The sequence below is a fragment of the Vibrio sp. Vb1755 genome (assembly GCF_033338635.1).
In the GTDB taxonomy this organism is placed as follows: domain Bacteria; phylum Pseudomonadota; class Gammaproteobacteria; order Enterobacterales; family Vibrionaceae; genus Vibrio; species Vibrio alginolyticus.
This window is the reverse complement of the sequence record NZ_JAWOTA010000008.1, coordinates 101,753-115,773: the sequence shown is the minus strand read 5'-3', so window position 1 is coordinate 115,773 and position 14,021 is coordinate 101,753. Positions and strand designations below refer to the sequence as shown.

The window sequence follows — 14,021 nt, the reverse complement described above, 5'->3', positions numbered from 1 at the left end:
TTACCATATGTCCGCTGCAAGGACGCAGATTTTCAGCCGGGTTTAGTTACCCGGCTTTTTTTATAGTAATAAAAAATGTCAGCTGTCACCCCAAGCTCTCTGTTACAACTGGCTTGTTACTTCGCTTAGCAATCCAGTACGCAACGCTACCCCAAAGCACGGTGAGTGCCCAAAGCGCCGTCCAATGTGGAGCGACTTGTTGCCAGGTTGCCCCCATTTGGTTTAGCGCTAAGAAAGCTTTTATCGCCCAAGTGCTTGGGCTTAAATCAGCAATCCATAATAAGGGAGTAGGTATGGCTTCAATTGGCCAAATAAAACCAGCCAAGAAAATGAGCGGCATAGAGCTCACTAAGACGACTAAGGTGACAAGTTCACGCCGAGGTAATAAGTAACCTAGCCAGAAGCCTAGTCCGCAACAACCTAAAAAGAACGGGAACAACATAGCCAGCAATTCGCCCGCATTGGCGATATGGTTTACGTTTAAACGTTCGAAGCTAAAACCAAAATAATAGGCGCCGAGTAAATAATAAATTGCCACAAATACTAACGTTCTCACAAGCAGCAGCGATCCCGTTGATACTTGTGACCAATAGCCACGACCATGACGCTGTGTTCCCGTTTGTAATCCAACCGCCATGATCAACGTTTGTTGTAAAATCAGAACAAATACTGCCGGCACTACGTATTCGATGTAACCCATGGTTGGGTTGAACGTTGGTTTCATATTAAGCTTAATAGCAGAGTAATTATGGCTAGCCATACTCATGGGCACACCATCTATCACCATTTTACTGACTTTCACTTGGGCCCCTAATGTGCCTCCAGCTTGGGCCAATCCTTCTACCACGGTTCCGTACACGAGAAAATACGAGGCGTCCGCAGCGTAGGCCAGAGTCGGGCTTTTACCTAGCATTAGGTCTTTGTAAAAGTGTTCTGGTATGACTAAAAAACCGGTGATCTCTCGTTGTAAAAATGCTTGCTTTGCATCGGCAATCGTATGAAGTCGAGTGACTACGTTGACTTGCGGAGTGGCATCAACCATACGTTCTAGCTTTAAACTCGTCTGACTACCATCTAGATTAACAATCGCGATTGGTTGTTCACGAGGCGTTTGTTGTGCATAAGGCAAAGGGTATAAAAACGAGTAAAATACGACACCACCAAACACGGTCAACGTAACGACTGGATTGGTTAGAACGGCCTTAAGTTCCGCTTTAATCAGTTGCCACAATGTCATACCGCCTCCTTCGCTTGGCGTGTTGATGAAGCTGTTCGATGTTTACCCATCAAGGCTGCGGTAATGAGCAGGGGCACAACGTAACCAATCATAGGCCATAGCGAGCTTAAAGATTGTGCGGCCGATGCTCCATAGCTTGCTTGACTCACTTGTACTTCAATGTAATGGGTAATCGGCAATAATGAACGCCATGCATAAGCGAGCGTGTTCATGTCAGAAACTGGGAATGTAATTCCCATGAACGCGAAGCTTGGAGCCGTAAATGCGCCAGCAAAACTCATCGCACGTGCAGGATCCATCGACAAGAAGAAGAACAACGCTCCCATAATGATACAGGCGATAACCGTCACCAATTGTGCTAATAGCATAACCACAAAACTGCCTTCCATTGGCCAATCAAGCACGGAATAAAACCAGTACAAGAACAACGCACCTTGCGCCATAAAGACCGGAATGTACCGACTTAATAAGGTAGTGAGCCTGGCGTATGGCTTTTCGCCCAAAAATGCAAAGCCATTCTTTCCACCATAAATGCGAAAGTGCGCGGCAAGAATCAAAATAGTGCTTACTACAATACATATTTGCCAAATGGCTGGCACGATAGCCGTTACCAAAAATTGTGCGTAGTTATTGTTACGGTTAAATAATGCGGTTATTTGTGTTGACACGGGTACAGCCTGTCCAGCCGCTGCTAACGTTGTGGTGTTACCCTTAGCCAAGTTGCCCATTACTTCAACCTGAGCGTCGAAATAGCCTTGTGCTTGCGCAACAGCAGAGTTGATCAGTTTCGCTACCAAAATGTACTGACTGTTGTAAAAGACAGAAAGTTGAGGTTGGCGGTGCTGGAGAATGTCTTGGTCGAACTTAGATGGGATGACCGCGTAAGCGTAGATATCGCCTTCAATCATCGCATTTTTTGCTTCGCTTGCACTGGTGTAGTGATAGTTAACAGCCAGACTCGACGACGCATCCAAAGATTGAATGAGCTTTCGAGAAAGTTGGGAATGTTGTAGATCAACCACACCGATTGGCAGATCCCGGGCAATGCCCGCAGAGAACACTCCCCAAATCATCATCGCGAGCAAAATCGGTATCCAAGTAAGGCACGAAAGCAACCACTTGTCTCGTCGTAAGATATGCCGCTGTGAAATCTTAATCGTCATAGCATTAACCTAGTGGTTGTGATTAAAGTTCAACGACAACACTCATTCCCATACGCAGCTCAGGTTCGGGTTGAGCTGGACGAGCTTCTACTTCAAAGGTACGAAGATCAAAACCTTGAGAAGCATCGGTTGCTCTCCACGTTGCAAAGTCACCCATAACGGCAACATGCGTTACTTTGAACTCAACATTTTTATTTAAGGCAGGCAAATAGGCATCAAAGGTTGCTCCTTTTTTAAAGTGTTGAAGGTAATCTTCACGCACATTAAGTGTCGCCCAGGCATCTTCTGTATCTATCACAGTAACAACCGGGAAGCCCTGAGGTGCTAATTCACCACTTTGAAGTAGAACTTGAGAGACTTCGCCGTCAAACCAGCTGTAGATCTGAGTATCTTTCGCGTACGCTTCTACTTCGGCTACGGCACCTGATGCCATGCGCGCTTTTTCCGCCGCAGCCACTTTGGTTTCACTTCTAGCGCCTTCTTTTGCCATTTCGTACATTTGAAACGCAGCACTTTCTGTGTATTTCGCTGCTTGCCACTGAGTTAAAGCTTCATCGCGTTTTTGTTCTGCAACCACGCCATCGTTATAAAGGTTATTCACACGATTGTAGGTTTTTTCCATTAAATTCGCAGCGGCTTTGGCTTTCATCCACTGATCTTTTGCTGCTTGGATTTGTTGCTCACGTGCGCCTTTCTCAGCTTCTTGAGCTAAGGCGTCCGCCGCTTTTTCACCTGCTTTTGCTTGTTCTAACTTCGCTTCAATTTCAGGACTATGAAGGGTAAAAATAAGCTGACCTTTCTCTACATCGTCGCCTTTACGTACCATGACCTCATCAATACGCCCTGGAACTTTTGAGGAAATACTGTATTGCTGGGCTTCAATTAATCCCTGTAAGCGGATCGGTTCCGGTTGATAGGCTTGGTAAAATTGATACCCAACCCAAGAGGCAACACCCAAAGCACAAAGTGAGAGTAAAACGGGTTTTAGTGATTTAGCTGCCATGATTTATTTCACCTCTTTGGATGTTGAAGCAGGGATATAAGCGGTATTTTGATATTGTTCGAAGCTGTTCATTTCACTGCTCAATGCGAGTAGCTTGGTTAAAGATATTAAATAGCGGAAACGCGCCGCTGAACGTTGTGTTTCTATACTCGCGACATAAAGTTGTGCATCCACAACATCCAGAGAAGACGACAGACCCTGAGTAAATGCTTTTTCACGCAAGCGCAGGTTTTCGTTAGCGAGTTCAATGCTAGATGCGAGCCCTTGTACTTCATCAATGGCTTGCTGAGCCTCCAAGTATGTCTTTTGGACTAACAGCGATAAGTCTTGTTTGGCTTGGGACTTTAATGAGTCGACCTGCGAGACGACGCTTTGAGCGGCTTTGACTTTTTCGCTTCGCCCTGATGATTCAATCAGTGGAATGCTGACACCAACACCAACTAACCAGTCAGGCTTCATTTGGCTTGCGAGAGAATCGTCTTCATACAAGCTGTAGTCGCCGTAAAGATAAACTTCAGGGTAGTATTTCCCTTTTTCTGCTTTGATTAAGCTAGAGGCTTGTTTGTGTTTAGCGCTCAGAAGCTCTAACCCCGGATAGGTAAGCAACGTTTGATCGACAAAAGCAGTAAGAGGGGGAAGACTGTCGTTGATAAACAAAGATTCAGCGGGCTCTACGGCATCATCTTGCGCGAGTAATTTACCTAATGCAGCCTGAGCGATACTCAAATCGCTGGCTGCTTTACGTGTTTCTACAGATGCTTTATCTAAAGAAGCCTCGGCTTGCAGGCGCTCAACGTGCGCGATTTGTCCTTGCTCTTCAAGCTTAATGGCAAAATCTCGATGCTTTTTTAGCCCAGCTTCAACCGCTTGCCGCGTTGCGAGTACTTCCTTTGCCAGTACGACAGAAAAGTAGTACTTCGATAAATCTTCAAAACGCGCTTGTTGTTCCATTAAAAGCTGACTTTTCGCCTCATCCGTTTTGCCTTCTGCTGCTGATTGAGCCGCAGAAATTCTACCACCAGTAAAAATTGGCCAAATGGCACGAATAGACGAAGAGAAAATATCGCGCTCGGTTATGGTCGAAGTGGTATTAGCTAAGGCACCAAAAATAGGCTGAAAAGCAGGAGGTACGTTAATGTGTGCTCCTGTGCTGTCTAGGATCTGTTTTCCCGAAAGCGTGATATCGGTATCTAAACGCGTGTAATTCGCGCCAATGGTAACTTGAGGTAAGTTGAGATTGCTGGTGGCACTCTCTTGGTATTGGTAGTTCTCGACGTTTGAGCGTTGAGCTTTAAGAGAATAGTTGTTTTCTAGCAATAGCTGCCATGCGGTATCAAAAGTGATCGGTGCCGCATGACAGGCAAGGGAAATCGAGCTGCTAAGTAAGCCCAGTATCCAAAACTTTCCTGTTTTTTTCATAATGGCTGCTTTGTCGTAGAGTATTAGCTCTAATATAAAGGATTCGTAACTGCGTGTTAAGTAGGAGGGAAAATTGGGCAGTAGTATGCGCCCAGTTATATTTGTGCTGGGCGCGGGAGATGTTACAAATTTATTTCGTATATGGACAGTGAAACTCCGCTCTCCACTCGAGCTGACGAGAACCTCGCATCGTATTCAATAGATCTTTTCCACTCATTTGAGGGAACGATAACAGGACTTTGAGATCAGAAGTACCGCCTCCGTTTTTTTCATAAGCCCTGACGTGTGTAAATGTTGAATACATATTCTCTGACAGCATCGCCTTATTCAGGCATATTCCAAAGGTATCGCGTTCCATGTTTGGTGTTCCTTCTAACTATAAATGCACCTCTGTTTATAGTTTTCCAGTTTTCAGATGGTGTCTAAGTGTTTGTCATGTAGTCAGTATTTGTGTTTTGTTTTATTTTTGTCCAAACCACTGACATCAATGTTGAGCTTTTAATAGACTTCCAGCTTCACTGCTTTCAAACCGAAACTCTCATTGGTTTCGTTGATTAAAAATTATACGTTGTAAAGTCTAAAAACGCCTCAAAAACCGCTAAAATCGATGTGATCGCGATCATGATTTTAAGGGCAATTTATGTATGGAATTGAGTATCAGAGAGGAATGCTAAATTTGGTGAATGGTTGTAATTTTATGTTTCAGCTCGTCGATTAATTAACCGTAAACTCTGCGGTTTGTTTGCCTTCCTCACAGATTTATCACCGCGACAACGTCATGCTGTTAACTGAGTGTTAACGTTACGCTCAAGAGTGAATCACAAGGATGTATCAATGAGTTGGAAAACCATCAGCTTTCGTAAGCGGATGCTCATTATCATGACGCTATCGGGGTTGATAGAGCTGTTATTGCTTGTCGCCGCGGGGTTCACTTATCTCAAAATCAATCAAGAGCAAGAAATGGGAGAAAAAGCACTGGGTGTTGCCCGTTTTTTAGCGGACTCAGCGGTTGTTCGTGAAATGATCGAAACCCAAAACCCCCAGCCATACCAACTTCGCTTTAGAGAATTAACCGAAGCCATAGGTGCTGCATTCATCGTTATTGGCGACCATAAGGGAGTACGCTTAATCCACCCTGTTGATGAGCGGTTGGGCAAGCCAATGAGAGGTGGCGACAATCGTCGAGCGCTAGAACAGGGGTTGTCTTATGTTTCGACGGCACAGGGCTCGTTAGGTTATTCAGTTCGTGGTAAAGCTGCGATTTTTGACGAGCAAGGGAACATCATTGGTGTGGTTTCGGTTGGCTATTTGCTCGACCGACTGCAAGACCGCATCGAACCATTTTTGGCCTTTTTGATTTTAATGGTCATCGTAGTTGTCGTCGCTAATGCCATTGTATCCAATTATGCGTCGAGAAAGTTTCAGCGCGCCATTTTAGGCTTTGAGCCTGAAGAAATAGGGCGGTTGTACGGCGAATTAGAAGTGACGATGAGCACCATCAAAGAGGGCGTGTTAAGCATTGATGCCCAAGGGATACTTCGCTCGATAAATCGTAGTGCCTGCCAGATTCTCGGTATTGATAGAGAATCAGCGCTCAATAAACCTTTGACTGATACGCTGCGTGATAGCGATCTATATACAGTGTTAGAAAGCGGGCAGGAAGATCATGATATTGAAATATTCCTTAATCATAAGCGCCTGATTGCAAATCGCTCTCCAATTTATGTTGATGGAAAAATCGTGGGGGCGGTATCGAGTTTCCGTTTAAGGGATGAAATCAATGATCTAACCGAGCAGCTATCACAAACCAAGGAATATGCAGATTTGTTACGTTCACAGACCCATGAGCATCGCAATAAGCTCAACACCATTAGTGGGCTAGTACAAATGGGTGAACTTGATGCGGTGCAAAAGTTAATTGGACAAGAAACCGCACACTATCAGGCAATGATTGAGTTTTTAAGAGATACCGTTAAAGACCCGCTAATTGCAGGTATGTTGCTTGGAAAAACTGAACGTGCTCGCGAGTTAGGCTTACAACTGGTGGTTGAGGAAGGCAGTCGTCTGGAGCCCCTGCCTGAGTGGCTAAATTCGGAAGACCTAGTCACAATTTTGGGTAATTTGATTGATAACGCTTTCGATGCCACGTTAACTTCAATTCGCGATGAATCAAATGTTGCGTCAGAACGCAGAAACATTGATGTGTCCGTTAGCGATTACGGAAATGAAGTGATACTTGAGGTGATAGATCATGGCTGTGGCCTCCCAAAAACAATGGATCCACAAACATTATTTACAAAAGGCGTTTCGACGAAATCTCGTCAAAATCGAGGTGTTGGGTTACACCTTGTCAATCAGCTTGCTACTCGATATCACGGCCATGTTGAGATGATACCCAATACAAATTATGGGACAAGAATAACGGTGTACTTACCCAAGGAAGAACAATTATGAGTATGGCGACTCGCGTAATGATCATTGAAGATGATCTGGCTATTGCTGAGCTGCACCACAAATACTTAAGCCAACTGACAGGTTTGGAAGTGGTTGGAATTGCGACCACGAGAATGGAAGCAGAAATGCAACTCGACATTCTTAAGCCAGATTTACTATTGATGGATGTCTATCTTCCCGATGGCACAGGGCTTGAGATACTAAATACACTGCGTGCAAGTAACCAAACGTGTGATGTCATTTTGATTACAGCCGCAAGGGATGTCGATACGTTACAACAGGCGATGAGGGGTGGCGTTGTCGATTACCTGTTAAAACCAGTGATGTTTCCACGTTTAGATGCCGCACTGAAAAAGTATGTGTCCCAACGCCAACAACTAGACATCGTAGAGAGTTTGGATCAGAACCTCGTTGATAAAATGCTGCAGTCTCACGCCAATCAAGACAACTTGCCGAACCGATTACCAAAAGGGATTGATGGTGTAACCCTAGACAAGATCAGAGAGTTGTTCCCAAATGGAAGTGCGCTGACCGCTGATGAGGCAGGTGAAAAAATCGGAGTGAGTCGAACAACCGCTAGACGTTATCTTGAGTTTCTTATTAGTACTGGTGAACTAGAGGCTGATTTAAACTATGGGTCGGTAGGTAGGCCAGAAAGGTGCTATAAAAAAGTGACACGGTAGCGTTTACATTGATGCTCTATGCAAAATAAAAAGCGATGGCTTGTTTTAGAAACCATCGCTTTACAAATTACTGCTGTTCCGCTCTAAGAGGTTAGAAGTTGTATTCTAACTTCGCTTCGATAGAGCGCTCAGCGCCAAACCAACAGTTATTTTTGTCGTAACAAGAATAGTATTCTTTATCGAATAGATTGCTTGCAGAAAGCGTGACGCTAGCCCCTTTCATTGATTCAGATACCGTTGAGAAATCGTAACTTGCTGCTAAATCAAACAAGGTGTAGTCCGGTACGTTTTGACTATTCTGTGCATCAATTTGTGCTTCTCCGACATAGCGAACGCCAGCACTGGTACGAAGGCCTGAAAGATTTCCTTCAAAGAAGTAATTGGCCCATAGAGAGGCCGTTTGCTCAGGTACCCAAACCGGCGTTTTACCTTCTTGGTTGTAATAACTGTCCTCGGTAATCTCCATATCGGTATATGTATAGCCTAGAGTGAAATCAGCTTGTGCTGTGGCTTGCCATTTTGCCTCAAGTTCAATACCTTGTGATACCACTTCGCCCGCTTGATAGTTCGGTGCATATGGATTATTCGGATCGGTCAAGATCGCGTTTTTCTTCGTAATATGGAAGAGTGCTAAGTTACCTGAGATATCACCAGATAATGGGGCGTATTTAAAGCCTAACTCCCATTGATGACCGGTTGATGGCTCAAATGCTTTACCAGAAGAGTCGGCACCCGCAATTGGCTCAAAACTTTCCGAGTAAGTAAGATATGGCGAGAGACCAAAGTCTAGCTCATACAAACCACCGACTCGGAAAGATACGTTGGTATCGTCTAACTCTTCCTTGCTGTTGGATACTGCTCCTAGATAATCGCTAACGGCGTCTGTATTTGAATCGTATTTATCCCAACGAAGACCTGCAATCATTACAAGTTGGTCGTAACGAACTTGATCTTGGAAATAAACGCCAATCTGCTTCGTTTTGATATCTAAGTTTTGTTTGTATTGGAAATTCAGTGCATTACGATCAATGCTGTTGTGGTCAGGATTAAAAATGTCCTGAGTTAGCGAATACCCAAGCGTGTCTTTGTATTTTACATCTGAATCTAGATACTGATAATCAAGCCCGAACAATAAGTTATGTTCAAAATTTCCTGTTTTAACGTAGCCAGATAGTTGGTTGTCAATCACAAAGGATTTGGATTTTTCATCAGTTAAATAGGCATTTCGACCAACGGTACGGTTATCCGCTTCAAGTGCACCGTTATATGTGTTTTCCTGATAGGCATCGGCGGTCATGTAGCGGGCATTCTGTAGAAATTGCCAATTGTTGTTAAAGTCGTGTTGGACTTTGTAACCCATCATCAGAACTTCGCGTTCGTAAGTGTTCCAGTCCTCATCCCCTAAATAAGTGCTTGGTGACATCGAGCCAAGTGGGTTTTTAATCACTGAGCCAGACGCAGGCACAGTCGTGTAGATACCTGCTGATGGATCATTTTGATAGTAAACATTCACGTTCACTAATGTGCTTTCTGTCGCTTGCCAATTGAAAGATGGGGCGAGTACGTAACGTTCGTCTTCAGACGTATCGGCTTGACCATCTCGCTGTTTTGCCAGGCCGACGATACGGTAATCAACATTAGAATCACCAACTTGTCCTGTGGTGTCGAACGTCAGTTCTTTTAGGCTGTTAGTCCCTGTACTAATCGAGACAGAGTGCGAGGGTGTTGACTGAGGCGCCTTGGCGATAATGTTGACCATACCTCCTGGTGGAATATTGCCGTAAAGAACAGACGTTGGCCCTTTAAAAACCTCGATTTGCTCAAGAGCAACGGAATCGACCTGCGGTTGAAGGTTCCAACCGTTGTACAGCAAAGGAAGACCATCATAAAAGTTGGTGTAGTTAATAAAACCACGAATATTGAATAGGTCAAGTCGGGAAACGGCACCGCCACGCAATTCTGTATTTACGCCAGGTGCATAACGCAATGCTTCGCTCACCGAGTTTACGCCGCGCAGGTCCATGTCATCTTTAGTGATTACCGTGATCGCTTGCGGTGTTTCCTCCGGTTCTAAAACGGTTTTAGTTGCGGTGTTTCGGTATGTTTCTCCTAGCACCGTAATCGTTTCGTGTTGGGATGTGCTCTCAGTTGCATTGGCGTGGCCAGCGAGCAATGCGGATACGACGATAGCAACCGCTGAACGATGAAATCGAATCGGACTTTCCATATTTATAAATTCCACTACTTTTTCTATTTATTGATAATGATTGTTATTTGTATTCTATATTCAAAGAAATAGGAAAAGTTAACAATTTGGTGCAAAACACTAATCTTTGGAACTTATTCTTCTGTTCTTAGGTTTTAAAGATAGCGAGTCGTTTGGCTCTACAGGAATCCAATACTGCATTTGTGCTTGTTCGCTATCAACATCATAACCTTCTGGATAAAGCTCTAACTCATAACCATCGATAGCATGATAATTAGAGTAGGGTAGCCAATGTAAAATAAACCATTCCAGCGTTGAGGCGAGCTCTGATGCTTTGCCTATGTGTGTAATGACGGCGTAGGTTTGCTCAGGAACAGCCAAGAGGTCTAACCCCGAGTTGGAAGAGTTCGTTGATCTTGGTGCGTTTGCTGTTGGACTGCACTCATAACCTGCCCAATACTCAAGTTGTTGGTTGTTTGAATACGCTTGAGTCACATCAATCACGCCAAAGTAACTACTTTCCGAATTGTTAAGGTTTTCAGATGAATAAAGACGTGACCAAAGTGACGGTACTTTGGATTGGAAATCGGGCGTAGCGGAAAACAATCCGTGAATAGGTTCATGATAACCAGCAAGTTCAAAAGCCGGTTTTGTTTCTATTCGAACTTCAATAAAGCGCTGATGTTTTTTCTCTTCTTCTGGTGTCTTACGCAGCGTCAAAGGTTGCCTCAACCCGGAGAGTTGTTGCGTTTTTCGATATTCGCGGGGGCTTTTTGAAAACATATTCCTGAACGCACGGCTAAATGCGTGTTCAGATGTAAATCCCATTTCTATCGCTATATCTAACGAGCGGTCAGAAGTATGGATTAAGCGCTCAGCCGCAAGGCTAAGTTTAAGCTCTCTGATGTAGTGAGCGACGGATACGCCAGTGTGTTGTTGAAATACGCGTTGCAGTTGCCAGCGCGACCAACAACTTGCTTTCGATATTTCATCTACGCTCAGAGTGCTGTCTAAGTTGGTGTGAATGTAGTCAAGCACCGATTGTATTCGGTTTATGGGATGTGGGTTAATGGCGCTTGATTTCATGGCGTTCTACTTTCACATTAATAGTGATTTCATTATCTTTAATTGAGTATCATTATCAATAGGGTGATGAAATAAAAAGTAAGTAACACAGATCACGATAAAACTGTAATGGATTGCAAGGATGAGTAATTATTGCCCATATTAGAGTTTTTGCTTAAATTTTGGAGCGTTCAGATGAAACTTTTTTTATCAATAAAATACAATCGCTTATGACGTTTTGTGCAACTTATTTAAACGTTTGCACTGGCAAGTGTTGATGTAAATCAAATAGTCGTAGACAATATTGCCCCGTGTCGGACTCTCCTCCAGCGAGTACAGTGTGTACTTTTGAGACATAAGTGACTTAAATGACCTCAATACGTCGTGTTTCCAAGAATCGGAAATGCAACTTCTTGAGGTTCTTTGGGCCCATAGACTTTACCTATCAACGTAATAGGTAAGACCAATTTTCTATTTTGAGGTGCCATTGATAGGGTTGGCTCATTCTCTAGCCGTATCCGGGCACACAATAAGTACCTCGTTTTTAAGGGAAAGATGATGGTAATACCAGAAAACAGCAGCATCGTTATTTTTGGTGCTTCAGGTGACCTTACGTACCGTAAGCTCATTCCTGCTTTATACCACCTCTACGCGAACAAGCAGCTTCCAGAGAATTTTGCCATTCTGGGTGTAAGTCGCACTGAATACAGTGATGAGTCTTACCGCGCGAAGCTGAAAAAATCGCTTCAGGAAATGGAAAAGACTGAGCCAGAAACGCTTGATGCATTTATTAACCATCTGCACTACCAAGCAATTAATACTTCTGACACACAAGATTACGGTAAGCTATCTTCTCGCTTAGACCAACTTGCGGACGAATATCAATTCGAGCAACGCAATACGCTTTTTTACTTAGCAACCCCACCAAGTTTATACAGTGTGATCCCTGCAAGTCTTGCAGCACATGGTCTTAACAGTGAAGAGGATGGCTGGAAACGCCTGATCATTGAGAAACCATTCGGCTATGATCTTGAATCGGCGCGTATTCTGGACAAAGAAATTCACGAGCACTTCCAAGAGCATCAAATCTACCGAATTGACCATTACTTAGGTAAAGAAACGGTACAAAACCTACTTGTGCTTCGTTTCTCTAATGCGATGTTTGAGCCGCTTTGGAACCGTAACTTCATTGATTACGTTGAAATCACAGGCGCAGAATTCCTTGGCGTAGAGGAGCGTGGTGGTTACTACGACAACTCTGGTGCTGTGCGCGACATGTTCCAAAACCACTTGCTACAAGTATTAGCAATGGTAGGTATGGAACCACCAGCGCAAATCAATGCAGACTCGATGCGTGATGAAGTGGTAAAAGTGCTTCAATGCCTAAAGCCATTAGACGAAAACGCTCTGCGCAACGATCTAGTATTAGGCCAATACACGGCGTCTGAAGTTCGTGGGCAAAGCCTACGCGGCTACCGTGAAGAACCGGGAGTTGCAGACGATTCTCGTACAGAGACTTACATCGGTTTGAAAGCGTACATCAACAACTGGCGTTGGAATGGCGTGCCATTTTACGTGCGTACTGGTAAGCGTCTTCCAACACGCGTTACTGAGGTGGTTATCCACTTTAAACAAACACCGCATCCTGTGTTTGGTCAAAACGCACCAGAAAACAAGCTGATCATTCGTATTCAACCAGACGAAGGCATTCAAATGAGCTTTGGCTTGAAAGAGCCAGGCGCAGGCTTTGAAGCGAAGGAAGTGAAAATGAACTTCCATTACGCTGACCTGCAAGAAACGCAAATGCTAACGGCATACGAGCGTCTTCTACTTGATGCTTTGAATGGTGATGCTACGCTATTTGCACGTAGTGATGCGGTGGAAGCGTGCTGGCAATACGTACAGCCAATCTTAGATTTTAAGCAAGATCCACAATCCCTCTTCGGGTACGCATGCGGCACTTGGGGACCTAAAGAGTCAGATGACTTGTTACAGCGTGATGGCCGCGCTTGGCGTTTCCCATGTAAAAACTTAACAGATACGGATTACTGTGAACTATGATCAACCATAAGATCTACCAAACAGCAGAACAGGTAGTTGAAAGCCTAGCTAACGATATGAAAGCGTTTAGCGAAATGGGCAGACCTGTTCACATCTCTCTTTCTGGCGGCAGCACTCCTAAAATGCTGTTTAAACTACTGGCTTCAGAGGCTTACGCAACCTCCATTCAATGGGAAAACCTCCACTTTTGGTGGGGTGACGAACGTTGTGTTGCCCCTGACGATGCAGAAAGCAACTACGGTGAAGCGAACACGTTGTTGTTTAGCCAAGTAAATATTCCTGCAGAAAACATTCACCGCATCCGTGGCGAAGATGAGCCTAAAGCAGAAGCCGAGCGCTTTGCAAAAGAGATGGCAGAGGTAATCCCGAATGAAAACGGCACACCTGTGTTTGACTGGATCTTATTAGGCGTTGGTGCTGATGGTCATACAGCTTCTCTGTTCCCTGGCCAAACGAATTATGATGATGCGAACCTATCTCTTGTGGCGTCGCATCCTGAATCGGGCCAACTTCGTGTGTCGAAAACCGCACGCGTATTAGAAGCAGCGAAACGCATTAGTTACTTAGTGCTTGGTGCAGGAAAAGCGGACATTGTTGAAGAAATTAACAGTTCACCAGCACACGCACTGCCATACCCAGCGGCTAAGATTCAAGCGAAATCGGGCCTAACGGAATGGTATTTAGATTTAGACGCGGCAGCAAAAATTGCTTAAGACGCTGCTCGTCGATG

At 44.4% G+C, this 14,021-nt stretch carries 11 protein-coding genes; 4 read left to right on the top strand and 7 right to left on the bottom strand.

Translation table 11 applies throughout. The features are described 5' to 3' along the window. Positions 1-85 precede the first annotated feature (85 nt). From R7E00_RS09895 to R7E00_RS09875, 5 genes are all read right to left on the bottom strand, one after another. Complete coding sequence (locus R7E00_RS09895; RefSeq protein ID WP_033906182.1) at positions 86-1,237, bottom strand: ABC transporter permease; 1,152 nt, start codon at positions 1,235-1,237, stop codon at positions 86-88. Further along, complete coding sequence (locus tag R7E00_RS09890; protein ID WP_222716900.1) at positions 1,234-2,400, bottom strand: ABC transporter permease; 1,167 nt, start codon at positions 2,398-2,400, stop codon at positions 1,234-1,236. The genes R7E00_RS09895 and R7E00_RS09890 overlap by 4 nt, the downstream gene beginning before the upstream one ends. A 22-nt stretch (positions 2,401-2,422) precedes the next feature. After that, a complete protein-coding gene (locus tag R7E00_RS09885) occupies positions 2,423-3,403 on the bottom strand; it encodes an HlyD family secretion protein (RefSeq protein ID WP_005377122.1) in 981 nt (326 codons plus the stop codon). 3 nt (positions 3,404-3,406) lie between these two features. Beyond that, the gene (locus R7E00_RS09880; protein WP_005387166.1) at positions 3,407-4,822 is read right to left on the bottom strand and encodes a TolC family protein; all 1,416 of its coding nucleotides are present in this window, start codon (positions 4,820-4,822) and stop codon (positions 3,407-3,409) included. A gap of 130 nt (positions 4,823-4,952) precedes the next feature. Next, complete coding sequence (locus tag R7E00_RS09875) at positions 4,953-5,180, bottom strand: hypothetical protein (protein WP_005377125.1); 228 nt, start codon at positions 5,178-5,180, stop codon at positions 4,953-4,955. 476 nt (positions 5,181-5,656) lie between these two features. Here R7E00_RS09875 and R7E00_RS09870 point away from each other — a divergent pair, with 476 nt between their 5' ends. Together R7E00_RS09870 and R7E00_RS09865 are read left to right on the top strand one after the other, a co-directional pair. Beyond that, positions 5,657-7,276 (top strand): sensor histidine kinase, encoded by a 1,620-nt coding sequence (locus R7E00_RS09870; RefSeq protein ID WP_053306993.1) that lies wholly within the window; start codon positions 5,657-5,659, stop codon positions 7,274-7,276. Next, positions 7,273-7,959: a response regulator gene (locus R7E00_RS09865; RefSeq protein WP_017821355.1), complete on the top strand. Its 687-nt coding sequence runs from the start codon at positions 7,273-7,275 to the stop codon at positions 7,957-7,959. Before R7E00_RS09870 ends, R7E00_RS09865 begins: the two co-directional genes overlap by 4 nt. Positions 7,960-8,050: 91 nt before the next feature. Here the strand turns inward: R7E00_RS09865 and R7E00_RS09860 are convergent, their stop codons facing one another. Both R7E00_RS09860 and R7E00_RS09855 read right to left on the bottom strand, forming a co-directional pair. After that, on the bottom strand, positions 8,051-10,186 hold the full coding sequence (locus R7E00_RS09860) for a TonB-dependent siderophore receptor (protein ID WP_064353992.1): 2,136 nt from the start codon (positions 10,184-10,186) through the stop codon (positions 8,051-8,053). Between the two features lie 99 nt (positions 10,187-10,285). Further along, complete coding sequence (locus R7E00_RS09855; protein ID WP_005387160.1) at positions 10,286-11,251, bottom strand: helix-turn-helix domain-containing protein; 966 nt, start codon at positions 11,249-11,251, stop codon at positions 10,286-10,288. A gap of 537 nt (positions 11,252-11,788) precedes the next feature. Here R7E00_RS09855 and zwf point away from each other — a divergent pair. Together zwf and pgl are read left to right on the top strand one after the other, a co-directional pair. After that, positions 11,789-13,291 carry a glucose-6-phosphate dehydrogenase gene (gene zwf / locus R7E00_RS09850; RefSeq protein ID WP_017634563.1) on the top strand — a complete coding sequence of 501 codons (1,503 nt, stop codon included), beginning with the start codon at positions 11,789-11,791 and terminating at the stop codon, positions 13,289-13,291. Next, complete coding sequence (pgl, locus tag R7E00_RS09845; RefSeq protein ID WP_005387158.1) at positions 13,288-14,004, top strand: 6-phosphogluconolactonase; 717 nt, start codon at positions 13,288-13,290, stop codon at positions 14,002-14,004. The genes zwf and pgl overlap by 4 nt, the downstream gene beginning before the upstream one ends. The last annotated feature ends 17 nt before the right edge of the window (positions 14,005-14,021 follow it).

Excerpts from the sequence above, each read along its gene's own strand:
- zwf (WP_017634563.1), top strand. The coding sequence starts at position 11,789 with ATGGTAATACCAGAAAACAGCAGCATCGTTATTTTTGGTGCTTCAGGT.
- R7E00_RS09875 (WP_005377125.1), bottom strand. The coding sequence starts at position 5,180 with ATGGAACGCGATACCTTTGGAATATGCCTGAATAAGGCGATGCTGTCA.
- pgl (WP_005387158.1), top strand. The coding sequence starts at position 13,288 with ATGATCAACCATAAGATCTACCAAACAGCAGAACAGGTAGTTGAAAGC.
- R7E00_RS09865 (WP_017821355.1), top strand. The coding sequence starts at position 7,273 with ATGAGTATGGCGACTCGCGTAATGATCATTGAAGATGATCTGGCTATT.
- R7E00_RS09890 (WP_222716900.1), bottom strand. The coding sequence starts at position 2,400 with ATGACGATTAAGATTTCACAGCGGCATATCTTACGACGAGACAAGTGG.
- R7E00_RS09855 (WP_005387160.1), bottom strand. The coding sequence starts at position 11,251 with ATGAAATCAAGCGCCATTAACCCACATCCCATAAACCGAATACAATCG.
- R7E00_RS09895 (WP_033906182.1), bottom strand. The coding sequence starts at position 1,237 with ATGACATTGTGGCAACTGATTAAAGCGGAACTTAAGGCCGTTCTAACC.
- R7E00_RS09885 (WP_005377122.1), bottom strand. The coding sequence starts at position 3,403 with ATGGCAGCTAAATCACTAAAACCCGTTTTACTCTCACTTTGTGCTTTG.
- R7E00_RS09860 (WP_064353992.1), bottom strand. The coding sequence starts at position 10,186 with ATGGAAAGTCCGATTCGATTTCATCGTTCAGCGGTTGCTATCGTCGTA.
- R7E00_RS09880 (WP_005387166.1), bottom strand. The coding sequence starts at position 4,822 with ATGAAAAAAACAGGAAAGTTTTGGATACTGGGCTTACTTAGCAGCTCG.
- R7E00_RS09870 (WP_053306993.1), top strand. The coding sequence starts at position 5,657 with ATGAGTTGGAAAACCATCAGCTTTCGTAAGCGGATGCTCATTATCATG.